This window comes from Acidobacterium sp. FHG110202_01 (assembly GCF_059115305.1).
The window spans coordinates 93,087-116,998 of the sequence record NZ_JBZYWJ010000010.1 but is presented as its reverse complement, the minus strand read 5'-3'; the positions used below and the strand labels follow the sequence as shown (position 1 = coordinate 116,998).

Genomic DNA, 23,912 nt, shown 5'->3' with positions numbered 1-23,912 from the left:
CTTACAGGCCTGAACCGGAGCACTCTCGACCGCATTCGGGGGGTCGTGATGCGGTCATACCTTCTATGGACAATCTGCCTGTTGCTTCCTGCGCTCGCCGGCGCTCAATCTGTCGCCACCCTCAAATTCAACAGCTGGGGTTTCCCGGTCGTTCCAGTATTCATCAACGGATCCGGCCCGTACTCCCTCATTCTTGATACAGGATCCAACCGCACTCTGGTCCAGAACGACATTCTGGAGACCCTGAAGATCTCATCCAACACACTGGTTCCCGCCAATATGACAACTGGAGTAACTTACCTGCACCAGGTGGTGGCCGAAAGCGTAGCCGTCGCCGGTCTGCATGTCAATAACCTTGAAATCGAGGGTATCGACGCTGACCAGATGAGCAGGATGGGAGATTCCATCCAGGGAGTTCTGGGCGAAGACTTCCTTAAACATTTCGACCTCCTCATCGACAATCATGCAAAGACTCTGACCCTGGACGCCTCATCCGCTCTGGCCCGGTCTCTGAGCGGCGATCTTCTGCCGCTTTCTTTTATCGGCATGCGCTATGATCAACCGACAGTTGACAGGCTGGTGCTCAGCTTGAAGCTGCCCAACGAAAGCAAATTCATGCATTTCCTGATCGACAGCGGAAGTAACTACGCGATGCTCTATGCATCAAAGCCGCTGCCGTATCAGGGCCGCGCAACGCCTGCTGGCAACCTCCAAACCCTTCATGGCAATAGTCGCTGCCGTATTGACTTCGTGACAATCAAAATAGGCAGCGACACGCTTCCCCGTCTTGGGCTCGCTTCCTGCGAAGGGCTCCGCGATAAAGTGGATATCGACGGCACGCTGCCCACCAATATCTTCGACCGGCTCTTCATCAGCCATAAAGGGGCCTATGCCATCGCCAATCCTCGCCTCATGAGGAAATAAAACCGCTTCATCGCGTGGGCCGCGCGTTTTTACCCGCGCTGTTATACTTTCCACAAGGATGCCTTGAGGGTCCTCGTCACATGCCTTCCCGCACTCGCCGTACCATTTTCGCGCTCACAGTTTTCTTTTCCGCCTGCGGACTTGCCGGAATCGTCGTCAGCCAGAAAGTCGGCGCACAGTCCAGCAACGATGAGTCGCAGTTCCGCGACAGCCTGAAGACCTTTGCCAGCGTCTACGACGTGGTCGCGCAGAATTACGCCGAGCCGCTCGATGGCGATAAGCAGGACCGGGCCATCTATGACGGGGCCATCCCCGAGATGCTGCGAACGCTCGACCCGCACTCGAATTTCTACGACCCCAAAGCCTACGCCAAGATGAAAGAGGACCAGCACGGCAAGTATTACGGCGTGGGCATGACCATCCAGCCGCAGCTTGTCAGCGGAGTACAGAAGGTCGTCGTCCTCTACCCCTATGAAGGCACGCCCTCCTACAAGGCAGGCGTGCGGCCCGGCGACGTCATCATCTCCGTCGACGACAAGAAGACCGACACGATGAGTTCTGAAGACGTGGCCAACATGCTGAAAGGCCCCAAAGGCACGCATGTCAAGCTCACCGTCTCGCGTGAGGGCGCAGCCGCTCCGTTAACCTTCGATCTGGTCCGCGACGAGATCCCGCACCCCAGCATCGACCTCAAGGAAGAGATTCGCCCCGGCATCGGCTACATCCATATCACGCAGTTCCAGGAAACTACAGGACGCGAGGTCGCCGATGCGCTCGACAGTTTCGGCCCCAACATGAAGGGCCTGCTGCTTGACCTGCGCGGCAACCCAGGCGGTCTGCTGACGGAAGCCGTCTCTACCTGCGACAAGTTCCTCAAGAAGGGCCAGGTCATCGTTTCGCAGCGCGGACGCGCCTTCCCCGAGCAGACGTATCACGCCATGCACGGCAACGGCGGCAGGACCTATCCCGTCATCGTCCTGGTCAACAAGGGAACGGCATCAGCCGCCGAGATTGTCAGCGGCGCACTGCAGGACCACGACCGCGCCATCATCGTAGGTGAGACCACCTTCGGCAAGGGCCTTGTCCAGACTGTTTATCAGCTCTCAGACAACACCGGCCTCGCACTCACCACTTATCACTACTACACGCCCAGCGGACGCCTCATCCAGCGCAACTACAGCGGCGTTTCGCTCTACGATTACTACTTCAACCACGACCAGCCGCAGGACAACAAAGACCGCGAAGTCAAGCTGACTGACTCCGGACGCACCGTCTACGGCGGCGGTGGCATTACGCCTGATTACAAAATCGAGACGCCGAAGTCCACACACTTCCAGGAAGTGCTGATGTCGCCCGAGCACTATTCCTTCTTCAACTTCGCCAAGCACTACCTGGCGAACCGCTCCGTCGGCCGCGATTTCCAGGTGGATGACAACGTTCTGGCTGACTTCAAGCAATACCTCGGCACACAGGACATCACCTTCACCGATCAGGAATTCAATGCCGTGCTCGACTGGACGAAGATGATGATCAAATACAACATCTTCACCACCCAGTTCGGCCAGGCAGAAGGCCTGAAGGTAAAAGCCTCATGGGATCCAATGATCACCCAGGCGCTGGGCTACATGCCGCAGGCAACAACGCTCGAACAGGCAGCTGAAAAGGTCGACACACAGAAGACCGTAACGGCCAAGGCCACCCCCGGACCGACCACCGAGTAAGCAATCTCTTTCTAAACAATAAAGGGCAGGCTACAAGCCTGCCTTTGTTATTTTCGTCACTACTCGTCTGTTATGCAGGTAAAGTATGATCAACGCCAGAAGATGAGCATTCAAGCCAAAACCATTGTGGATTCATTCCGGGAAGTCGTTCAGGACCTGCTCGTTCCTGAGCTGAAAGCGGTGCGTGTGTCGGTGGATTCGCTACGCACGGAAATGCAGGTCAGGAATGAAAGCTTGCAGAAAGAGATGCAGTTGCGGGATGAAAATTTAAGGGCAGAGATTCATTCCGGCAATAAGGAAACACAATTGCGGGATGAGAAGCTCCAGGAATCGGTAGATGGACTCCATAGCGAGATACAGCTTAGAGATGAGCGAACCCATGAGATCATCCGCTCCTTTGGCCAGAAGCTGGATTTTGCAATCGACATTCGTGAACGGCTGGCTGTGCTGGAGGCGCGGCTGCCAAGACAGTAGCTTCCGAATTTGGAGATTAAAGAGCGGCGCAAAATTTGCGCCGCTCTTTTTAGTCAAACCTAAGCCTTCCCAATCACCTTGGCTACAGTCTCCCCAATAGCAGCCGGACTCTCCACTACATGAATCCCAGCAGCCTTGAGCGCCTTCATCTTCTCAGCCGCAGTTCCCTGCCCGCCGGAGATGATCGCGCCTGCATGGCCCATGCGGCGTCCCGGAGGAGCCGTCTGACCGGCAATAAAACCCACGACCGGCTTCTTGATGTGCTGCTTCACATACTCAGCCGCCGTCTCTTCCGCCGTTCCGCCGATTTCGCCGATCAGGATAATCGCTTCCGTCTCAGGGTCTTCGTTGAGCAGCTTCAGCGCATCGACGTGCGTTGTGCCGATAATCGGGTCGCCGCCAATGCCGATCGCCGTCGACTGGCCAATGCCGCGCTGCGTCAGCTGATAAACAGCTTCGTAAGTCAGCGTGCCCGAGCGCGAGACGATGCCGACATTGCCCTCCTTGTGGATACGCCCGGGCATAATGCCGATCTTGGCCTTGCCGGGCGAGATCACTCCAGGGCAATTCGGCCCGATGAGCCTCGACTTCGAATTCTTGAGCACGCTCCAGACCTTGACCATGTCGTTCACCGGAATGCCTTCCGTGATGCAGATGATCAGAGGAATGCCCGCGTCGTTGGCTTCGAGAATCGCATCGGCTGCAAACGGTGGCGGCACAAAAATCACCGTCGCATTCGCGCCCGTCTCGGCAACAGCCTTCTCGACCGTGTCAAACACCGGCCAGCCTTCGTGAATGGTTCCACCCTTGCCGGGAGTCACGCCGCCAACAACCTTCGTTCCGTATTCAGCGCAGCCCTTGGCATGGAAAGTGCCTTCCTTGCCGGTGATGCCCTGCACAATGAGGCGAGTGTTCTTGTCTACTAAAACAGCCATTAGCTTTTAGTCCTTAGTCCTTAGTTGTTAGTTTCCAGCGGATTGCAAGAGTGACCTCATCAGTCCATTCAACAATCTGCCTACTTCACTCGAAAGCAATTCTGCTCTTGCAATCTTTTCAGGACTCGCCAATTGGAGCCTGGAAGCGATCGCTAATTGCGTTTGCAGTTCACAATTTGATCCTCTTGCCATGCTAAGAAATTGCCTAAATTCTTTCTTGCTGCTTCTTCCAGCACCTTCCGCAATATTGCTCGCTACGGAAACAGCTGCCCGCCGTATCTGTAATGTCAAACCGTACATTTCTGACTTGGGAAACGCAGCGCTTGCCTGATAAACACACGTCGTTAAATCCATTGCTCTTTGCCATACCACAAGGTCTCGAAATGACTTCCCCATATGTACTTAGGTCTCCGAGCTCTACTGGGGACTGACAACTAACAACTCACTACTTACCGCTTGCAGCAGCAACCACCAGCTCGGCTGCATCTTTCATCGTTGCGCCAACAGAAAACTTCAGACCTGATTCCTGGAGAATTTTCCTGCCCTCGTCCACATTCGTTCCTTCCAGGCGAAGAACAATAGGCAGCGTCACATTCAGCTTCTTCGCCGCTGCGACCACAGCCGTTGCCAGCACATCCACGCGCAGGATGCCGCCAAAAATATTGATGAAGATGGCCTTCACATTCTTGTCGGCAAGCAGGATAGCGAAGGCCGCCTCAATTTGCTGCTGGTTCGCGCCGCCGCCCACGTCAAGGAAGTTCGCAGGCGAGCCGCCGGCATACTGGATGATGTCCATCGTCGCCATCGCCAGGCCCGCGCCGTTCACCATGCAGGCAATGTTGCCGTCGAGCTTGATGTAGTTCAGCGCATACTTCGACGCTTCCACTTCCAGCGGATCTTCCTCCGCAATGTCGCGCAGTTCCTTCAAATCCTTGTGTCGGAACATCGCGTTATCGTCGAAGTTGATCTTGCAATCGAGCGCGAAGAGCTTGTCATCCTTGGTCGTGATGAAGGGATTGATTTCGAGCAGCGAAGCATCCGTGTCGACATAAGCCTGGTAGAGTCCGGTCATGAACTTCACCGCTTCGCTGATCTGCGTAGGCTTCAGCCCCAGTGCAAAGGCCAGCTCGCGCGCCTGGTAGGGCTGGAATCCGACCGCCGGATCGATGTATGCCTTGTGGATTGCCGTGGGGTCTTTCGCCGCGACCTCTTCGATTTCCATACCGCCCGCCTGCGAGGCCATGAAGACCAGCTTCGCCGCTGCACGGTCGAGCACGATTCCGAGATACAGCTCGCGCTCAATCGCCGCTGTCTCTTCGATCAGCAGCCGCTGCACCTTCTGTCCCTGCGGACCGGTCTGGTGCGTCACCAGCTGCATGCCCAGAATCTGCTTGGCATACTGCTCGGCTTCGTCAATGTTCTTGGCGACCTTCACGCCGCCGCCCTTGCCGCGGCCTCCGGCGTGAATCTGCGCCTTCACTACGACGCCGTTCGCTCCGCCGGCAAAAAGCTTCTTGGCCACATCCAGCGCTTCGTCGAGCGTGTTGGCCACCTCACCCCGGGGCACGGCAACGCCGTACTTTGCCAGGATGTCCTTCGCCTGATACTCGTGGATTTTCATAGCTTGTATGCGCCGCAGATTTTCCCTTTAGCGCGGATCGACCGTGCAGTGGCAGGCAAAATGACGGCTAACCTTCCATACTACAGGCCGCAGTTGTCAGTTGTCAGTTGTCAGTTGTCAGTTGTCAGTTATTGGATGGAAATGAAGGCACAGCTACCTGATAGAAATACGCCCGTGATAAAAGAACTCCCCCAGGCCGATGGTAAAGAGCCAGCAGCCATAAAGAGAATGCTCTAGAGCAGATGTAAACAGGCTGCCTGTCGCATAATACCTCCACGCAAACAGCAGTCCACCGGCAAACGTGAGCAGCACTGCCAGAGGATTCCGAAAAATAATATGCATAAATGCAAAGGCTCCGGCGCTTACTACCATAAGCAACAGGTTGGAAGGCAGCAAAGAAGCGTAGCGATGCATCAGGAAACAGCGGTAGATGATGCCTTGCGGATAGACGGACAGCACCGGATAGAGGACCATGACTAATGCCCACAGCCGAGGATTCGTCCTTGCAAAACCGAACAAAAGGTTCGGAGCAACCAGCCTGACGGCAAGTCCTATCACCAGGGCGCTCAGCAGAAAACAAATAACAATGGATGGAAGCTGCGCCATAACAGGACGGGGATTCCAGAAAAGGCTCCCGGAAAACGATGCGTCCCGACGCAACTGCCAATAACAGTAAAGTGTTACCAGCCAGAGAGCCGGAAGCGCAGGAACCGGCCGCGGCGAGAAACGATATGCGAGTGGCAGAGCAACAAACAGAAGCAGGAACTCAACACAAAGCATGACGCGGGGCATGATGAGTTATTTATACGCGACACAGCCTGCGTGCCGGTCAGCACTTAACTCGAACGCCTCTTCGGTTTCGCTGCAGCATGTGTCTTCTTTTTCCCAACACGGCCTGCAGCAGCTTTCCGCAGCGCCTCGACTTCCTTTTCCGAAAGTTCCCGCACCTCACCCGGAGGCACATCGAGCACCAGCGGCCCGTACCCAACACGCCGAATCTTCTCCACATGATGCCCGACCTCTTCAAACATCTTGCGGATTTCCCGGTTGCGGCCTTCGATCAGTGTCATCTCATACCAGGGGTTCTCAGCATCGCGAATCAGCTTGATCGCAGCAGGAGCAGTCATCACACGGCCCAGCCGCGGTCCCCGCGATCCCTGATGCGAACCCGATTTGAATCCAGGCCTTCCGCGCTCGATCATGATGCCCGAGCGCAGTTGGTCCAACGCAGCCTCGCTGGGCTTTCCGCTGATCTTGACCAGGTAAACTTTCTCGACCTTCGCTGCCGTGCGCGTAAGCGCATTGGCTAGCTCGCCGTCATTGGTCATCAGTAGCAGGCCCTCGCTCTGGTAATCAAGCCGGCCTACAGGGAAGACGCGCACTCCAGCGCGCTCGACCAGCTGCATCACCGTCGGACGCCCTTCTGGGTCGCTGACCGTCGTGACATAACCTTTGGGCTTGTTCAGGAGAAAATAGCGGTGCTTCTGCGCGCCATGCAGCAGCTTGCCATCCACGCGGATATGGTCGCGCTCCGGATCGGCCTTCGTGCCCAGCTCCGTGACCGTCTGCCCGTTGACCTGCACGCGCCCTTCAAGAATCAGCTCCTCAGCCTTGCGCCGCGAAACAATGCCCGCCTGCGCAATGATCTTCTGCAGCCGGACGGGATCGCTCATGACTGAGTCTCATCTGAGGTGGCAGCCGCCTCCAAAGCGTCCTCGTCGTCAACCTCGACCTCAACCGCAACGCCGGGAACGTCCTCTTCCTCATCCTCCGACTCATCGGTCACCGCAACCGCGGCATGGGCCTTGGCCTCGGCCTCTTCCAGGGTCTCGCTCTTCTCGTCCGTTTCAAGAATGCCTTCGGAGTTCGGAACCTGGGCCGCCGGCTTCTCCTCAAAGGGCAAATCGCCCGGCTCAGCCAGCTCTCCCGCAGCCATCTTCTCGAACTCTTCCATGGACGGAAGCTCGTTCAGGTCCCTGAGGCCGAAGCGCAGCAGGAATTCCTTCGTGGTCTTATAGAGAATCGGCCGGCCGATCACCTGCTTGCGTCCCGCCGTCGTCACCAGCTTGCGGCTGATGAGCGACCCGATCACGCCCGCCGAATCGACACCGCGAATCTCGCCCACTTCGGGCGCAGTAATGGGCTGCTTGTAGGCGATGACTGCCAGCGTCTCCAACGCCTGCAGAGACAGCTTCATCGGCGGCTTGAGGCTCTTCACAAAGCCGCGCACCGCATCGTGGTACTCGGGCTTGGTGGCCACCCGGTAGCCGCCGGCAATCTCGCGAATCTCCATGCCGCGGTCGCCGTTGGCATAGTCAGCGATCAGCTCATTAAGCGAGCGACGCAGCTCTTCGCGGACTTCCCGGTCGCGCTGCCGTGTGGCGCGCTTCTCGTCTTCCGGCGATGGCGCCTCTTCCTCAGCTTCATGCTTTGCTGCGACAGCCGCTTCTTCCACGGTAAGAAAATCCGTCTCTTCTACCGGAAGAACAGTATCTGGTGCACCGCTGTTCTCGACATCGACGGCTTCATTCGCAGACGCAGCATCTCTCAGCCGCTTCTCTTCCAGCGCCTCTTCGCCGAAAAGACCAACAAGCTGCGCCAAGGTCACCGGCTCTTCAGCCGCATAAATTACTGCTTCAATCTTTGCCTTCAGACTCATGCTTTGGTCAGGGGAGCCGGAGAACAGCGCCGGCTCTTTCTGAATACTACCGAAGCAGCGCCTTTTTCGTCAGATGTGCAAAAAACCTCCTCCTCCCAGAAGGACACAGAAAGTACGAAGACTCTGCGTCTTCTGCGCTCGGAGCCTGCCCTGAGCGTAGTCGAAGGGTGGTGAAGAGGTTCTGTTCTCGGATCAGTGAACGAACTGCCGCAGCACCCAGAAGATGCCGCCGGCAAGCAGCGCTGCTGCAGGCAGCGTGAAGACCCAGGCCAGAGCAATGTTCCGGATTGTCGAAAGCTGCAGGCCGCTGCCGTTGGCCATCATCGTTCCGGCCACGCCGGACGACAGAACGTGGGTAGTCGAAACCGGCATCTTGAACTGGTCAGCAGCAATGATGGTGCATGCAGCGACGATCTCTGCCGAAGCGCCCTGAGCATACGTCAGGTGCTCTTTGCCGATCTTCTCGCCAACCGTCACCACAATCCGCTTCCAGCCGACCATCGTGCCCAGCCCCAGAGCCAGCGCCACAGCCACCTTTACCCAGCTCGGAATGAACTTGGTGGCCGTATCGAGATGCTTCTTGTAATTGTTGATCGACGACGTCTCCTCCGCGGTGAAGTTCGGCGTGCCGGCCTTGGCCATCAGCCTCAGTGCTTCACTTTCCACGTACATGTCATTGCGCACGTTCTGCTGCTGGTTGGCAGGGACTCCGGCAAGCGACTTATAGAGCTGCACTTCATGCGAAATATCCAGAGCCAGCTCACGCGCCGCCAGCGGAACCGTCGGCGTGTATTCTTTCGTGCGGATGTACTCCGTCAGGTCGTTCCGCGGATCGCTCATGACTGCATCCGGCGAGACATAATGGCTCAGGATGCCAGACGCCTGCTCGGAGACCGCGGCAAAATCCGGCACCTGGCCGTAGCCCACCGCATGGTTCAACGCATACGCCGTCGGCACCACGCCGATCAGGATCAGCATGATCAGGCCCATGCCCTTCTGCCCGTCATTCGAACCATGCCCAAAGCTCACACCCGTGCAGGTCAGAATCAGCAGCGCGCGAATCCAGAATGGCGGCGGAGCATCGCCCTTCGGTGACTGATACAGCGCCGGGTCTTTGATGAGGACCTTCAGAACAAGCAGCAGCAGGGCCGCGCAGATAAAGCCGACCAAAGGCGAAATCAGCAGGGTCTTGAAAACGCTGCCCGCCTGCGCCCAGTCCACGCCGCTCGTTCCCGTGCGGCCCATCATCAGCTGGTTGGCAATGCCCACGCCGATGATCGACCCGATCAGCGTATGCGAGCTCGAAGCCGGCAGGCCCAGCGCCCAGGTGCCCAGGTTCCACAGAATCGCCGCAATCAGCAGCGCGAAGACCATCGCGAATCCCGCGCCCTTGCCCACCTGCAGAATCAGCTCCACAGGCAGCAGCGAAAGAATCGAAAAGGCCACGCCGCCCGACGACGTCAGCACGCCGATCAGGTTCCACATCCCCGACCAGACTACAGCGATATGCGGTTCGAGCGAATGCGTGTAGATCACCGTGGCCACGGCATTGGCCGTGTCATGAAATCCGTTAACGAACTCAAAGCCCAACGCGATGAGCAATGCGACACCCAGCAGCACATAAGGCCATACGCTGAGAATCGGCGCTCCAGAAATGTCTTGAGCTAGATGGAAGCCGGCATATCCCAGACCGGCCAGCAGAACGACACCGAAGAGCAGCGACCCGATCAATCCGGGTGATTTCTTCATCTTCTGGTCGAGGAGGTTTCCTGCAGCAGGTGTCGATCCAGGGGAAATTACGGCAGAGGTAGCTTCATTCATGGTCATTGACTCCGAAAGAGAGCAAGCGTTGTTGCACCCTATCAAAGCCAATGAACGATATGTGTAAAAATTGACCCGAAAGTTTTATGAATTTTTGGTGAATGGAGGCGGCAGGACCTATCTCTCCACCGCCTCCAGGCGAAAATTCTAGCTCTGCTGGTCGCCGCCATCTTCTTTCTTTTCAAGATGTTCAGCAATAGCCCCAGCGCCTTCAAAGCCTGCGACCGCAGCCGCGGCTTCGGTCAAAAAGCCGGCATTCGGGTCGAGCTTCTTTGCTCCTTCCACTGCAACCACTGCTCCGGCGATCTTCTCCGCATCTTCTAACAATCCCATAGCCAATCTCCTGTTCCCGTTAGGGATGAAATGTCCCAAAGAGTAGCACAACAATAGAGAAAAGGCCTGTGGAAGCGCAGCGGGCCTTACGTCCAGTCGTCCTGCATCTGGTTCATGCGCTCCGTCATCACCGTCTCAAAGTCGGCATGCTTCTTGATGAAGATATCGCTGAAAATCTGGTCCTGCCGTAGCAGAATGGCCTGCAGCCGCACCAGCTCGAGCAGTGCCAGAAACATCGCAATCAGCGTCCGCTCCGACTTTGCATTCGCCAGAATTTTGCGCAGCGAAACCGGCTTGTCTTCCGTAATCAGCCGCCGCCGCACATAATCGATCATCTGGCCGACCGTCACCGAATCCTCTTCCACATCGAGCACCGGCCGCTGCTTCATGCGCGACAGAATGTCCCGGAGCACCCGCGCCAGATCCAGCGTATCGGCGGCAATCTCCGCCTCCGTGCCCTCATCGTTGCGGAAGTCTTTGAAGTTCGGATTCGACCACACCGACTCCTCAATCACCTGCTTCTGCTTGAGCATCTGCGCCGCATTCTTGAAGCGCTCATGTTCGAGCAGCCGCTCCACCAGCTCGCGCCGCGGATCTTCAGCTTCCCCTTCCGCCACTTCCACAGGCGAGCGCGGCAGCAGCATCTTGCTCTTGATGTGAATCAGCAGCGACGCGGTATAGATGAACTCGCCCGCCGTATCTACGTCCGTAGCCTTCAGCTGCTCCACATAAGCCAGAAACTGCGCCGTAATCTTGGCAATGGGGATGTCGTAGATATCGATGTCCTGCTTCCGGATCAGATCCAGCAGCAGATCAAGCGGACCGTCATAGACCTTGCCGACAGTAACCGAAAAAGGAAACGCGCTCTCTTCCTTCTTCTCATCCTTCTTGTCTTTGTCAGCTTCTTTCTTAGATGGAGTCGAGATTTCAGTAGTGGTGGAATCCTGAACACCAGGGTGCCCCATATTTTCCGAAGGAAAATGTGGGAGATTCGCAGGATTCTCCCCGGATGATTCGGTTTGTGGACTTTCCCCGGACGACCCGGCCTCCGTCTCAGGCAAGGAACCAGGTTTCAGCTCATCCATCACGCTTCCCCCACCAGATTCTCCACCAGACCCATCGCCGTCCGAACATCTTTCATCGTCTGCTCGGCACGGTTCCGTGCGCGTGCCGATCCAGCCTCCAGAATCTCCTCCACCAGCCGCGGATTCTCTTCATACTTCCGCCGCCGCTCCTGCACTGGAGCCAGCTCCTTCACCACTCCATCCGCCGCCCAGCCCTTGCACTCGATACAGCCGATTGAAGCCGTCGTGCAGCCCTCATAGACCTTCGCCAGCGTCTCCTGCGACGAGAAAACCTTGTGCAGGTCGCCCACTGGACATACATCCGGATTACCGGGATCGGTTCTTCGCACCCGCGCCGGATCCGTCACCATCGGCTTCAGCTTCTGCCGTATCACCAGCTCAGGATCGGACATCAGAATCGTATTCCCATAGCTCTTCGACATCTTGCGGCCATCGGTTCCCGGCAGCTTGGGCGAAGGAGTCAGCAAAGCCTGCGGCTCGGGAAGTATTTCTGAACCCTGTGCCCTGTCCCCTGTCCCCTGTCTTGGATAGAACTGGTTGAACCGGCGTGCCACTTCGCGGGTCAGTTCGATGTGCGCCACCTGGTCCTGCCCTACAGGGACAAAAGCAGCCTGGTAGACCAGAATATCGGCGCTCTGCAGCAGCGGATATCCGAGAAACCCATACGTAGTCAGGTCTTTGCCGGTAATGTTCTCCTGCTGCTCCTTATAAGTAGGCACGCGCTCGAGCCATCCAAGCGTCGTAATCATCGACAGCAGCAGATGCAGCTCTGCATGGTGCGGCACCCGGCTCTGCACAAAAATCACCGACTTCTCCGGATCGAGCCCGCCAGCCAGAAAATCAAGCGCGACATCCAGCGTATTCTGCTTCACCATCGAAGGATCGGCATAGTCAGTCGTAAGCGCATGCAGATCGGCGATGAAGTAGTAGCACTCATACTCATCCTGAATGCGCACCCAGTTCTTGAGCGCGCCCATGTAATTGCCGAGATGAAGTTTGCCAGTCGGACGCATGCCGCTCAGCACGCGCTTCAAAGGAACAGAAGAGGAAGTCGACACCGTATCCTTCACGTGAGAAATTGCTTGCCTTATTGTACGGAACTTTTCAGAAAAGAACGCCCACCTCTGTCGTCATCCTGAGCGAAGCACAAAGCGCGGAGTCGAAGGACCCGCAGGAACAAGAAGAACTTGCCCTGAGCGAAGTCGAAGCGTTCCTGCGAATTGTTGCGAAGCAACAACCGCCCTTTCGCATCGGCAGCCTCTAACATGGGTGCCCCAGGTTCGCGCAGCTAACCTGGTTTTTTGCTTCTTCCGAGTCCCACTCTATCGCACCAATGTAATGCGATAGAGTGACCGTTCATTCCGCGATTATCTTGATCGTCCGCAACCAGGTCTCCACCAGCTGAGGCCACCCCGTCACCGGAAGCGCCGTGCGCCGCAAGCCATACCCATGCACGCCATCGGTATACAGATGCATCTCCACCGGGACATTGGCCTTCTTGAGCGCCGCATAATACGCCAGCGAGCTCTCCACATGAGCTACGTGATCGTCCTCAGTCTGCAGAAGAAATGTCGGCGGAGTCTCGCTCGTGACCGGAATGTCCGGATTCATCGCGAAGTTCTGATCGGCAATCGCCAGATATCCCGGATAGATGACCACCTCAAAATCCGGACGGCAGCTCTCCCGGTCAGCCGCATCCACCTCCGGATACAGCCGCTTATCGAAATGCGTGCTCAACGCCACCGCCAGGTGCGCACCCGCAGAAAACCCCAGTACCCCGATCCGGTGCGGATCGACATGCCACTCCGCCGCATGGAGCCGCGCCAGTCCCATTGCCCTCTGCGCGTCTTCCAGAGCCATAGGCGACTTCGGATAAGGCCCCGAATCAGGCACCCGGTACTTCACCAGAACACAGGTAATCCCGCTCGAAGTGAGCCAGTCGCAGACTTCTGAGCCCTCAAGATCAATCGCCAGAATCCGGTATCCCCCACCGGGAAAAACCAGAACCGCCGCCCCCGTGCTCTTCCCCTTCGGCGGATAGACAGTCATCGTAGGCAGCGCAACATTCCCAAGCCGAATCACATGCCTGCCGGCAATCAATCCATCCGTGCTCGAGGTCTTATCGGCCTCCGGACCCGCAACAGGCTGCGCATCCGGAACAGCTCCCGGCCAGAGCGGCGTTTCCGTAAGCCCCGCCGCCGGCTGCCAGGCAGGCGCCTGCGCCCGCACCACCCCAAAAGCACCAGCAACACAAAGAGCAAAAACGAATGGCTTAATCACAGTGCCGCAAGCTTAACAGGGACTAGCCGTCCAGGCATATGTACTTTTGGCGTCACGGCTCATTCACCAAGAGGCTCGCAGGCAGGCAAAGTCAGATGGGGGAGCGGGTTCTTTCCCGCTCCCCCATCTGGTACGCCCGTCCGGCGAGGACCGCCCCGCGCGAAGCGGCCGCCGGAGGCATAGTGCTTCTAAAGACTCAGCAGCACCCGGTTAAACGCATAGAGCGCCGGGCTCACCAGCAGGTTCACAATCGGCCCACCAAAAAAGAGGATCAGCACCAGGCTGATCATCCCCAGCGAGTCATACACGCGCAGCGCGCTGTAAGGCAGCATGTGCCGGATGATGTGCGACCCGTCCAGAGGAGGCAGAGGAATCAAATTGAAGGCCGCCAGAAAGAGATTGAGCACAATCCCCATGTAGAACAGAATCACCATGGGGAAAATTACCGGGCTCGCCTGCATCAGCGACGGATCAATCATGCCCATCGCCAGCCCTTTGACCGCGACCGCCCCCGCAGGACTGAGCTTGGCCACTAGGATCAGCCCGAAGAGCGCCGCCACCGCCGCCAGAATATTGCTTACCGGTCCGGCCAGCGTCGTCAGAATATCGTCCCGCACAATACGCTTGAAGTTGCGCGTAGTCACCGGGGTAGGTCGCGCCCATCCAAAAAGGAATCTCCCCGACCCGGGAAGGAACAGCATCGCCAGCGGAATCAGCACTGTCCCCAGCGGATCGATATGCTTCATGGGATTGAGCGTCACGCGCCCCAGCATCCGCGCCGTCTGGTCGCCCAGCCGCGACGCCATCCAGGCATGTGCCGCCTCATGCAGGCTCAACGCAAACACAAGAATGACAAACTGAAAAATCTTGAGAACGATCTCTTGCTGGCTCATGCAACGCTTCTGATCTTATCAGGGTGCTGCGCGCACGGCGAAACGCGCCTCCGGCGCCACACAGCCTTGATTGTCATCCCGACCGAAGCGCAGCGGAGCGGAGGGACCTGCAGTTCCTCTGCGTACCTCCGCGCCAAACCTCAGCGTCCTCTGCGGTTAAATATCTCTGTAGAACCAGCCGCAAAAGAAAGCGACCAAAGGGAGCGAAAGGAAGTCGAGAACCAGCGCCAAGGCAAGAATGGCGCGCCAAAAGGCGCGCGTCCGCCCGGGACGGCTAGTCCCCGCAGTGCTCGCCGGTAGACGGCGGAGCAACATACGTCTCCCGGTCAGCAAACAGCGTCGCCTCATCCTTGGTCCGGATCGGCTTTGCCGGAACGCCCCCGACAATGCTGTGCGGATCGATATCGTGCGTCGCCACGCCCATTGTGCCGAGCATCGCATCTTCGCCGACAGTAACTCCAGCCATCACCGCGGAATGGTAGGTAATCCTGGCCCCCGGCCCGATCTCAGTCCTTCGGTTCTCGACCACCATCGGGTCTTTAGGATCGTGCGCATGCGAGTAGACCGCAGCATAATCAGAGATCGACGTGCCCTTGCGGATGATCAGCTCGCCACGATCATCCAGCATGACGTACTTGTGAATGACGCAATCATCTTCGATGGTGAGGTTATAGCCGAAGCTGAACTCAACCCCGTGAAAGATCTTCACGTTCTTCCCGATGTGCTTGAAGATATGCTTGCCCAGCATGGCGCGAAAGCGAAACCCCAGCCAGTGGTTCAGCGCGACCGGTGAGCGGTCAAACATCTGCCAGAAATAGATCAGCGGCTTGATGCAGGCATACTTCTTCTCGTCGACCTCGCCGTAATACTCCGGTTCCAGCGTGACATTGGCCGAATCGAGCGAAAGCTGCAGTACATTGAACGGCAGCTCGCTCGTAAGAGTGAAATTCAGTCGCCCGCCCTTGGGCCGTCCCAGCAGCAACTGATGCAGGTTGTCGTGAACAAGCTCGGCGCGCAGATCGGGCTTCTTGTGCTTGGTGAACTCTTCGTCAAGATAAGTGAGCCAGCGAAGAAAAACTTCCTCAGCCTCACGGGAAGGCCGAATGTCGCGATATTCATAACGAGGCATAATTTGTCACCATGAGGAGCACGATTGTATATAGATTGTCATCCTGAGCATAGAATCAGTTTGTCATCCCGAGCGAAGCACGAAGTGCGTAGCCGAGGGACCTGCAGTTTTCCTCGTTCGACCACTAACTATATTCAGATGAGCAACACAACATAACAGTCGCAATCACTGAATCGCAAAGACCGCATAAACTGTGGACGACTCCTCAATCCTGCGCGGATTGATCGCGAGCGGCATAACTTTCTGAGCCTCCATCGCGCCGTTCATTCTCATAGCCATCGGAAGAGGCCGCACAGGGCTCTCCGGAGCCTGATTGCTGGCATAGACTAATCCAGCCAGCTTCACATTGAGCCCATCGGCCATCTGCTGCGCCACCGCCTGCGCTTTCTTAAGAGCGTTGGCCGCAGCCTTCGCCTGCAAGCCATTCATGTCCTCATACTGCCAGTCGATCTGCCCGCTCTGATTCGCACCCGCTTCAACTGCAGTATGAAGCACCTTCGCCGCATCATCCGGCTTCGTCTTCACCGTCCACGACTGGTTCAGAACGAACTTCTTCTGCGCCCGGTCCATCTCCGATTCTCTCTGGTCGAAAAAATTGTTCGGCGAAAGGTTCTGGTTCTCGCTCTCAATCGACTTCTCAGGAACCCCTGACTTCTTCAGCGCATCCGTGACCGCATTCGACACTTTGGATCCATTCGCATAGGTCGTCTTCTCATCCGGCCCGAAGACCTGAAATCCGACGTGCACCACAGCAAGATCGGCATCAGCAATGGCCTTATCGCTGGCAGTAACAGCGATCGTGCGATTGTCCTTGTCCACCTTGATCGTCTGCGCCTGCGCCCACACAGTCAAAGCCAGAACCAAAGCACCAAATCGTACAAGCTTCATGGATATCTTCCCTCCACAATGAGCACCGGCAAGTATAACTCGCCGCTGAGGTTGTGCCTTCTCCGAGATAAAAAGATCTACTGTTAAGACGCTAAGAAATCTTTGCGGCATTTCTTGGCGACCTTAGCGCCTTGGCGGTAGATTTTTACCCAACCTCCTCCGCAAACTCCCGCAGTTTCCTGAGCGTCCCGATCACCGCGCCGGAATCAATCGCCTCAGCCGCGCGCTCCACGCCCTCACGCAGATCAGCAGCAATCCTGCCCGTCACCAGGGCAGCAGCAGCATTCAGCAACACAATGTCCCGCCTCGGCCCGCGCTCCCCGGCGAAAATGCGTTCAAGAATCGCCGCATTATTCGCCGCACTCTCCGCCGCGGCCAGCTCCGACAATTCAGCCCGCTCGAGTCCAGCATCTTCCGGAGTAACCTCCAGCAATCGCACGCCATCTACGCCCTGAGCCCTGACCTCAGCCACATGGCTCGCCCCCGTAATGGTCAGCTCATCCAGCCCATCGCTGCCATGCACCACAAAGGCATGCCGAACTCCCAGCCGAGCCATCGTCTCCGCCATCAGGTTCACGCGGTCAGGAGCAAAAACCCCCATCACCTGCGCCGGAGCGCCCGCCGGATTCGTCAGCGGCCCGGCAAGATTGAAAATCGTCCGGAACCCCAGCGCCCGCCGCACCGGCAGCACGCGCTTCATCGCCGGATGCAGCGCCGGAGCATACAGAAACATAAAGCCCGCCGTCCGCAGCGACTCGACCGCCAGCTCCGGCGGCAGCGCCACCGCCACTCCCAGCGCTTCCAGCACGTCCGCCGAGCCGCACTTCGAGGTCACAGCGCGATTGCCATGCTTGGCGACCTTCGCGCCCGCCGCCGCAGCCACCAGTGCCGCTCCAGTCGAGATGTTGAAGGTGCCGCGACTATCGCCGCCCGTGCCGCAAGTATCAATCAGCAGCGCCCGCTCTTCTTCTGTCAACGGAACAGGAACCGCAAGCTCGCGCATGGTCTCGGCAAAGCCGGTCAGCTCATCGGCCGTCTCGCCGCGGCGCGCCATGGCGGTCAGCAGCCCCGCGATCTCAGCATCGCTGGTATCCCCGGTCAGCATTTCCCGGAGAGCGGCGCGGGCATCCTCGCGTGAAAGCGCGCCCTGGCTCTCATTCAGTTCTTTCAGGCTGGGCATCTATGCCCATCGTACCGGAGTTGCGTAGGCTTTGCAGTCGCAGGCACTTGCTCAGCTTTGTAAGGCATGGCTTCAGCAGCAACGAAAATTCCAGGCTTTGAAGGGGCACGGCTTCAGCCGTGCCATAAGAACCAGAATCAGCGCGGCTTTAGCCGCCGAGGGAATTGCTTTCAAATCACAGGCGCGCTATGAATCGCGACCCCGCCTGCCGTAATCTCTATAACAGAGGTGTGCGATGGAAAAGGCGACATTTGGTGCAGGATGCTTCTGGGGCGTGGAGGCGCAGTTCGCGCAGATTCCCGGAGTAACAGAAACCGCCGTAGGCTACGAAGGCGGAAAACTCGACCAGCCAACCTATAAAGATGTCTGCACCGACGCGACCGGCCACGCCGAAGTAGTCGAGCTGAGCTTCGATCCGGCAAAGGTCAGCTACGAGCAGCTCCTCGAAGCCTTCTTCTCGCTGCACGACCCGACGCAGCTCAACCGCCAGGGCCCGGACTGGGGCACACAATACCGCTCCGCCGTCTTCTTCCATTCACCCGAACAGGAAGCCGCCGCTAAAAACGTGATCGAAAAGCTGACCGCAGAAAAGCGCTTCCCCAAGCCGATTGTCACCCAGGTAGTGCCGGCACAGACCTTCTGGCGTGCCGAAGAATACCACCAGAAGTATTTAGAAAAGCGCGGGATGGCCAGCTGCCATATCTAATTCATGATCGGCTACAAAGTCCTAGAGTTGTGAGTGCGAAAGCAATTGGCGCGCCCCAGGGTGATTCGAGCTCCCGACTTAATTCTTCTCCAACTACCATTTAAGAGCGTCTCTCATGGTGTTCTTGTTCTTCTTGGAGGACTGTTACCACACGGGCAATTTTAGCCAATTGAGAGGCAATGTATTCAGCATTATCGGAGTCATTAATAGGATCAGGCAGATTCAATAATGAACAGTGACCAGGATCGATAATAGTGCCGAACTCATCTTTGATTGGATCAGGATGTACATCGAGATTGTATGGAAGACTTCTAATTCGACCAACGTGAATAGATGCTGTTGTGGGCATTCTACTTAGTTTCAGTCTGCATTCCCGTGCGGTCGTATACTTCCTGCGAGATATTGAGACATAGCCCTCAGAGCTTTCACCCTGCACTCTTCGGATAAAAGCTTCAGCAGTTACCTTATCTTCGCTAGTCCAGCTTCGTTTCAAAGCCCGGTAGACAATTTCATCACATTCGACATCTTCGGTCCCATCACCTAACTGGGTCATTTGTTCGAGAGAAGCCACTCAAATTGATGGCTGAGGGTCGTTGAAGTGAAATTCTTTATTGTCTGATGCATCTCACCTTGTTCAACATACAGATACTGCGGACGCCTCATACTTGCGGGAAAAACAGCACGAATCTCCTTTTCACCTGAGCGCCATGTCAAGCGAACACCGCCCCCGCCATCTGTAGCAATTCTTGGCTTTCTCCACTTATTTGGCAGCTGAGTAAACGCACGCTCAGCAGTCCATAAAGCTGCCCTGAGTGCGTTTTCCGAAATATGATCTTCCTCGTCTTCTTCCCGATTAAAATTCAAAATATCGCTACAGAATGCAACGTATGATTCTTTATTGCCTTCACGAAATAAAGGTGCCTGCCAATCGTTGTACTGTGTTGACTTATCCGTCTCTGAGCTGGATGTTCGCCTAGACAACTCCAACGGAAGATTACTCTGTTCCATCGTGGACGATATCAGGCTAGGAGTATAGTAACGCGTGGTTGGTTCCGCTATTGTACTCATCTGAATTCTGCTTTCACTTTTTCTGTGATGGAGGACTCGAACGCTAGATTTTTTAATCCTCTTAACGTATCAAAAGTACCCCAAATTTCGTCCTCGTTAATCTGATTCATCGGCTTATTGATGAAAGCAAATGATTGGATATTTAATGTCACCGGAACTTTATTCTCCTCATCAGCCGAACCAAAACTCACTGAAATCGCGATTTTCGCATTTGACTCTGGATCAGTCATCTGGATCAGGAAATTGTGAACCTCCAGTGTTTGAGGCAGTTCTTTCGGCACTTCCACATACGCCCTAAGATATTCGCTAATTTCCTTTCCGCTGGGAATAGTAATTTTATTGATAAAGTTGAGCCCCAGCATTTCGACGACTTCGGGCTTTGCAATGTTTCGATATTTATCCCAAAGACGGCGTGCTTCTCCCCTGAACGATATCCAGTTTGTATACGGTTTTAGTCGGTTATGGCTAAAACCATCCGGTCTAGCCTGAAACAGCTGCAATCCATCTTTGCTGACAAACATCTGACCGTTTGAGGCATATGATGTGTCAGTAATTGGGTCTGTTTCGGCATCTTTTTTCTCGAACTTGAATTGAACTAGAAAAGGCTGTCTGGTTATAGGGTAAGCATCCTTTTCGCCATCGTGAATCTCCTTCAAAGTCTCAATCGAGAGACCAGATGACAGCCTCGTTCTGATATCGAGTACCGCTTCAACGATAGGCGCATGTGGGTATGTTTCTTGTGCTGCCAACGGTTCCCTCAATCTGAGTTCTTGCTTGAAACGCTAGTCGAATATGGAGCTTTATTTGTTTATCGGCATCCTCAGCTCTAGATGATTTTCCGCAGGAAAGGATTGTTTTCCCAAGGCTAACTCATAATACAACACAAGATCTGAACCAGTAGCTGGACACAGTTCTGTCGTAATCTCATCCGCTACATTCAGCCGTCTGAAGGCGCAGTGCTGAACGCCATTTCGCACTTGGATGGGCACAATTCTGGGGCTCAGTGAAGAAAGAAGCATTGGAATAAATTAGGGAAATCGGAGCAAGTGATTGAGGAATATATGGGATTCATGGTGCGCCCGGAGAGATTCGAACTCCCGACCTAATGCTCCGGAGGCATTCGCTCTATCCAGCTGAGCTACGGGCGCATGTTTCTAGGATACTATAACCGCTTTCTCCTTTTGCTTTGACAGAAGCGCCTCTTCACGCTTTGATGGAGAGGCCGGTTTCCGGCAGTCAGTTAAAGGAGAGTTCCCCCGCAATGCAGTGTACGAAATTCTGGAAGGCGCTTTGTTGCGCCCTGCTCGCAACCTCGCTCGTCACCTCAGCCTTTGCGCAACAGGATAAAAATTCCCGGCCCAGCCCGCCAGCAAAGGCCAGCCTCGTCCTGTCCGGCCATCCCATCACCATCGACTACGGCGCACCCTCCATGCGCGGGCGCAAAATCTTCGGCGGCCTCGTGCCCTATGGCCAGTGGTGGCGCACCGGCGCGAACGAAGCAACTACGCTCAGGACCGACGTGAATCTTCGCATTGGCGACCTGGGCGTACCTGCCGGAACCTACACGCTCTACACCATCCCAAAGCAGCATGGATGGACATTGATCATCAACAAGCAGACCGGCCAGTGGGGAACCGTCTATAACCAGGACCAGGACCTGGGCCGCGTGGAAATGTCCGAAGGCGTGATGCCCAGCAAACCGGCCGAGACCTTCCAGATCAAGTTTGAGAACACCCACGGCAACTCAAGCGACCTGCATCTCGAGTGGGAAACGACCAACGTCTTCGTCACCCTGACCGCAGTTCCCTAACCCGCAGCCTGCTTCGCCCGCTCCAGCTCCTGCATGACGGACTGGATCAGCTCCTTGGCCCCGTTGATCTCGTTCATCACCGTCTCCAGATCAAGCGCAGGCTTCGAAGGATTGCGGTTCGAAACACAATACACCCCATGTTGGCCGATGAGGATGAGCGCATCGGTCAGCGTATCCAGCGTCACTGCCAGCCGCCCGCGCGCCGTCCCCAGCATGAATTCATATTTCTCCAGCTCATCCCGCCGGTCATGAAAGATGGACATTCCTTGCTCCGTTAAAAGCAAAAACTTTACCGCAGAGAACGCGGAGGTGACGCAAAGGCACGCGGATTGGTGTTTTCTCTGCGAACCCCTGCGACTCCTTAGCGCCCTCTGCGGTTTAGCTTTTCAAAATTTATTGACCATGCGGGTAATTCCCTCCCGCATGTGAGCCACATTGAAGTTCAGCAACAAACCCAACCGTCTTTCACTGAGTTTGAGATAGGAGAGCAATTGCGCTTTATGAACTGGCGCAATTGCCTCCACTGCTTTTACCTCTACGACGATTTGCTCTGCTACCAACAGATCGATTCTGTAGCCGATCTCTAAGCGACGTCCCTGATAAACAATGGGCAACGGAACTTGACTTCGAATTGCAATTCCTCTGTTCTGCAACTCAAAGGAGAGACAAGCTTCATACGTGCTTTCAAGAAGTCCCGGTCCCAGAGCCGAATGCACAGCCATAGCAGCATCGATAATCTGGCCTGACAATGCATTCAGTTCTGCTGGTCTCACAGAAGCTACTCAGCCTGTGGCTTCCAGCGAAGAATCGGCTTACGGGCCGCCGTCGTCTCATCCAGCCGCGAAACACGCGTCGAATGTGGAGCATTCAGAATCACCTGCGGATTCTCCTCCGCCTCGCGCGCAATCTGCCGCATCGCATCCACAAACAGATCCAGCTCTTCCCGCGACTCGCTCTCCGTAGGCTCGATCATCAGCGCCCCCGGCACAATCAACGGAAAAGACACCGTATACGGATGAAATCCGTAATCGATAAGCCGCTTCGCAATGTCCCCGGTCTTGATCCCGTTCTTCACCTGCCGACGGTCGCTGAAGACAACTTCATGCATCGACGGAGTGTTGTACGGCAGATCATAGACATCTTCGAGCTTCCTGCGGATATAGTTCGCATTCAGCACCGCATCTTCCGTCGTCTGCCTCAGACCGTCAGGCCCATTCGCCAGCGTGTACGCCAGCGCGCGCACAAACATCCCGAAGTTGCCGTAGAAAGCGCGCACGCGCCCCACCGACTCAGGACGATCATAGTTCCAGTGCAGCTTCCCATCGCTTCCCTCTTCCACCACCGGAACCGGCAGGAACGGCTCAAGAATCTTCTTGCACGCCACCGGACCCGACCCCGGCCCGCCGCCCCCGTGCGGAGTAGAAAAAGTCTTGTGCAGATTCAGGTGCATCACATCCACGCCAAAATCGCCCGGCCGCGTCTTACCGCAGAGAGCATTCATGTTCGCGCCATCCATATAAAGGAGCGCGCCCTTGGCATGAAGAATGTCCGCAATCTTGTGAATCTGCTCTTCAAAAACACCGATAGTTGACGGATTGGTAAGCATCAGCGCAGCCGTGTCTTCGTTGACGATCTGCTCCAGCGCGGCAACATCGATGCCGCCCTGAGCATTCGACTTGATGTTCACCACCTGATAGCCGCAGACCGCAGCCGTCGCCGGATTGGTCCCGTGCGCCGAATCGGGAATGAGAATCGTCTTGCGCGGATTCCCCTTCGACTTGTGATAAGCCCGCACCAGCAGGATGCCCGTAAACTCGCCATGCGCTCCCGCAGCAGGCTGCAGCGTAATCGCATCCATGCCGGTGATTTCAATCAGGCAATCCTGCAGTAGCTTGATGATCTCGAGCGAGCCCTGCGACAAGGCCTCCGGCTGATACGGATGCGCCTCGGCGATCCCCTCAAGCCGCGAAACAAACTCGTTCACGCGCGGGTTGTACTTCATGGTGCAGCTGCCCAGCGGATACATTCCGAGATCGATGGCATAGTTCCACGTAGAAAGGCGCGTGAAGTGGCGGATGATCTCGATCTCGCTCAGCTCAGGCAGCGTGCCGGTGCTTTCGCGCGCGGCATCGCCAAGAAGCTGCGCCGGATCCACTTCCGGCACATCCAGCGGAGGCAGCCTATAAGCCTTCTTACCCGGCGCAGAAATCTCAAAAGATAACTTCTCATTCTGCGTCAGATGCGCAGTAACCTTGCGCGGCGTTCCTACAAAGGGTTGTTCTGCTGTTGCCATTGCAATCTTTCCTCAGGGACGATGCCCATATCTCTATCGCATTAGGAAGTTAATACTTCGCGCCTCTGCGCTGACTCTGCGTCCTCTGCGGT

26 protein-coding genes and 1 tRNA gene are annotated in these 23,912 nt (G+C 56.3%); 5 read left to right on the top strand and 22 right to left on the bottom strand.

Annotated features, from left to right (window positions below):
* The first annotated feature begins 48 nt into the window (after positions 1–48).
* The 3 genes from AC5S16_RS20115 to AC5S16_RS20105 all read left to right on the top strand — a co-directional run bounded on the left by AC5S16_RS20115 (position 49) and on the right by AC5S16_RS20105 (position 3,119).
* Positions 49–924 carry a retropepsin-like aspartic protease gene (locus AC5S16_RS20115; protein ID WP_493931903.1) on the top strand — a complete coding sequence of 292 codons (876 nt, stop codon included), beginning with the start codon at positions 49–51 and terminating at the stop codon, positions 922–924.
* An 80-nt stretch (positions 925–1,004) separates the two neighbouring features.
* On the top strand, positions 1,005–2,645 hold the full coding sequence (locus tag AC5S16_RS20110; protein WP_493931902.1) for a S41 family peptidase: 1,641 nt from the start codon (positions 1,005–1,007) through the stop codon (positions 2,643–2,645).
* Positions 2,646–2,747: 102 nt separating this feature from the next.
* Positions 2,748–3,119, top strand: coding sequence for a hypothetical protein (locus tag AC5S16_RS20105; protein WP_493931901.1), 372 nt, complete (start codon positions 2,748–2,750; stop codon positions 3,117–3,119).
* 59 nt (positions 3,120–3,178) lie between these two features.
* Here AC5S16_RS20105 and sucD read toward each other — a convergent pair whose 3' ends face one another.
* The 15 genes from sucD to trpD form a co-directional block, all read right to left on the bottom strand.
* Positions 3,179–4,054 carry a succinate--CoA ligase subunit alpha gene (sucD, locus tag AC5S16_RS20100; RefSeq protein WP_493931900.1) on the bottom strand — a complete coding sequence of 292 codons (876 nt, stop codon included), beginning with the start codon at positions 4,052–4,054 and terminating at the stop codon, positions 3,179–3,181.
* 27 nt (positions 4,055–4,081) lie between these two features.
* Positions 4,082–4,450, bottom strand: a complete 369-nt coding sequence (locus AC5S16_RS20095; protein WP_493931899.1) for a four helix bundle protein — start codon at positions 4,448–4,450, stop codon at positions 4,082–4,084.
* Between the two features lie 49 nt (positions 4,451–4,499).
* Complete coding sequence (sucC, locus tag AC5S16_RS20090) at positions 4,500–5,675, bottom strand: ADP-forming succinate--CoA ligase subunit beta (RefSeq protein WP_493931898.1); 1,176 nt, start codon at positions 5,673–5,675, stop codon at positions 4,500–4,502.
* A gap of 153 nt (positions 5,676–5,828) precedes the next feature.
* Positions 5,829–6,467, bottom strand: a complete 639-nt coding sequence (locus AC5S16_RS20085) for a CPBP family intramembrane glutamic endopeptidase (protein ID WP_493931897.1) — start codon at positions 6,465–6,467, stop codon at positions 5,829–5,831.
* Positions 6,468–6,511: 44 nt separating this feature from the next.
* Complete coding sequence (locus AC5S16_RS20080) at positions 6,512–7,348, bottom strand: pseudouridine synthase (RefSeq protein ID WP_493931896.1); 837 nt, start codon at positions 7,346–7,348, stop codon at positions 6,512–6,514.
* Entirely contained in the window at positions 7,345–8,334 is a 990-nt protein-coding gene (scpB, locus tag AC5S16_RS20075; RefSeq protein ID WP_493931895.1) for an SMC-Scp complex subunit ScpB, read from the bottom strand. Before scpB ends, AC5S16_RS20080 begins: the two co-directional genes overlap by 4 nt.
* Positions 8,335–8,526: 192 nt before the next feature.
* The gene (locus tag AC5S16_RS20070; protein ID WP_493931894.1) at positions 8,527–10,155 is read right to left on the bottom strand and encodes an inorganic phosphate transporter; all 1,629 of its coding nucleotides are present in this window, start codon (positions 10,153–10,155) and stop codon (positions 8,527–8,529) included.
* Between the two features lie 147 nt (positions 10,156–10,302).
* On the bottom strand, positions 10,303–10,488 hold the full coding sequence (locus AC5S16_RS20065) for a hypothetical protein (RefSeq protein WP_493931893.1): 186 nt from the start codon (positions 10,486–10,488) through the stop codon (positions 10,303–10,305).
* Positions 10,489–10,574: 86 nt separating this feature from the next.
* Positions 10,575–11,453, bottom strand: coding sequence for a segregation and condensation protein A (locus AC5S16_RS20060; protein WP_493931892.1), 879 nt, complete (start codon positions 11,451–11,453; stop codon positions 10,575–10,577).
* 119 nt (positions 11,454–11,572) lie between these two features.
* On the bottom strand, positions 11,573–12,586 hold the full coding sequence (gene trpS, locus AC5S16_RS20055) for a tryptophan--tRNA ligase (RefSeq protein WP_493932046.1): 1,014 nt from the start codon (positions 12,584–12,586) through the stop codon (positions 11,573–11,575).
* 343 nt (positions 12,587–12,929) lie between these two features.
* Positions 12,930–13,853 (bottom strand): alpha/beta hydrolase, encoded by a 924-nt coding sequence (locus AC5S16_RS20050; RefSeq protein ID WP_493931891.1) that lies wholly within the window; start codon positions 13,851–13,853, stop codon positions 12,930–12,932.
* Positions 13,854–14,041: 188 nt separating this feature from the next.
* Complete coding sequence (locus AC5S16_RS20045; RefSeq protein ID WP_493931890.1) at positions 14,042–14,746, bottom strand: site-2 protease family protein; 705 nt, start codon at positions 14,744–14,746, stop codon at positions 14,042–14,044.
* Between the two features lie 274 nt (positions 14,747–15,020).
* Positions 15,021–15,875 (bottom strand): acyltransferase, encoded by an 855-nt coding sequence (locus tag AC5S16_RS20040; RefSeq protein ID WP_493931889.1) that lies wholly within the window; start codon positions 15,873–15,875, stop codon positions 15,021–15,023.
* 165 nt (positions 15,876–16,040) lie between these two features.
* Entirely contained in the window at positions 16,041–16,763 is a 723-nt protein-coding gene (locus AC5S16_RS20035; RefSeq protein ID WP_493931888.1) for an SIMPL domain-containing protein, read from the bottom strand.
* Positions 16,764–16,908: 145 nt separating this feature from the next.
* Positions 16,909–17,943 carry an anthranilate phosphoribosyltransferase gene (gene trpD, locus AC5S16_RS20030; RefSeq protein WP_493931887.1) on the bottom strand — a complete coding sequence of 345 codons (1,035 nt, stop codon included), beginning with the start codon at positions 17,941–17,943 and terminating at the stop codon, positions 16,909–16,911.
* A 235-nt stretch (positions 17,944–18,178) separates the two neighbouring features.
* Here trpD and msrA point away from each other — a divergent pair, with 235 nt between their 5' ends.
* Entirely contained in the window at positions 18,179–18,649 is a 471-nt protein-coding gene (gene msrA / locus AC5S16_RS20025; RefSeq protein ID WP_493931886.1) for a peptide-methionine (S)-S-oxide reductase MsrA, read from the top strand.
* A gap of 100 nt (positions 18,650–18,749) precedes the next feature.
* Here msrA and AC5S16_RS20020 read toward each other — a convergent pair whose 3' ends face one another.
* The 4 genes from AC5S16_RS20020 to AC5S16_RS20005 form a co-directional block, all read right to left on the bottom strand.
* Positions 18,750–19,220: a hypothetical protein gene (locus AC5S16_RS20020; RefSeq protein WP_493931885.1), complete on the bottom strand. Its 471-nt coding sequence runs from the start codon at positions 19,218–19,220 to the stop codon at positions 18,750–18,752.
* Positions 19,199–19,717, bottom strand: coding sequence for a hypothetical protein (locus AC5S16_RS20015; RefSeq protein WP_493931884.1), 519 nt, complete (start codon positions 19,715–19,717; stop codon positions 19,199–19,201). The genes AC5S16_RS20020 and AC5S16_RS20015 overlap by 22 nt, the downstream gene beginning before the upstream one ends.
* The gene (locus AC5S16_RS20010; protein ID WP_493931883.1) at positions 19,714–20,466 is read right to left on the bottom strand and encodes a TIGR04255 family protein; all 753 of its coding nucleotides are present in this window, start codon (positions 20,464–20,466) and stop codon (positions 19,714–19,716) included. The genes AC5S16_RS20015 and AC5S16_RS20010 overlap by 4 nt, the downstream gene beginning before the upstream one ends.
* Before the next feature lie 322 nt (positions 20,467–20,788).
* Positions 20,789–20,865, bottom strand: a tRNA-Arg gene (locus AC5S16_RS20005).
* A 113-nt stretch (positions 20,866–20,978) separates the two neighbouring features.
* Here AC5S16_RS20005 and AC5S16_RS20000 point away from each other — a divergent pair.
* Positions 20,979–21,527 carry a DUF2911 domain-containing protein gene (locus tag AC5S16_RS20000; RefSeq protein ID WP_493931882.1) on the top strand — a complete coding sequence of 183 codons (549 nt, stop codon included), beginning with the start codon at positions 20,979–20,981 and terminating at the stop codon, positions 21,525–21,527.
* Here AC5S16_RS20000 and AC5S16_RS19995 read toward each other — a convergent pair.
* From AC5S16_RS19995 to gcvPB, 3 genes are all read right to left on the bottom strand, one after another.
* Positions 21,524–21,790 carry a hypothetical protein gene (locus AC5S16_RS19995; protein WP_493931881.1) on the bottom strand — a complete coding sequence of 89 codons (267 nt, stop codon included), beginning with the start codon at positions 21,788–21,790 and terminating at the stop codon, positions 21,524–21,526. The two genes, AC5S16_RS20000 and AC5S16_RS19995, sit on opposite strands and share 4 nt — an antisense overlap.
* Positions 21,791–21,913: 123 nt before the next feature.
* Positions 21,914–22,300, bottom strand: coding sequence for a GxxExxY protein (locus AC5S16_RS19990; RefSeq protein WP_493931880.1), 387 nt, complete (start codon positions 22,298–22,300; stop codon positions 21,914–21,916).
* A 5-nt stretch (positions 22,301–22,305) separates the two neighbouring features.
* Positions 22,306–23,820 carry an aminomethyl-transferring glycine dehydrogenase subunit GcvPB gene (gene gcvPB, locus AC5S16_RS19985; RefSeq protein WP_493931879.1) on the bottom strand — a complete coding sequence of 505 codons (1,515 nt, stop codon included), beginning with the start codon at positions 23,818–23,820 and terminating at the stop codon, positions 22,306–22,308.
* Positions 23,821–23,912 lie beyond the last annotated feature (92 nt).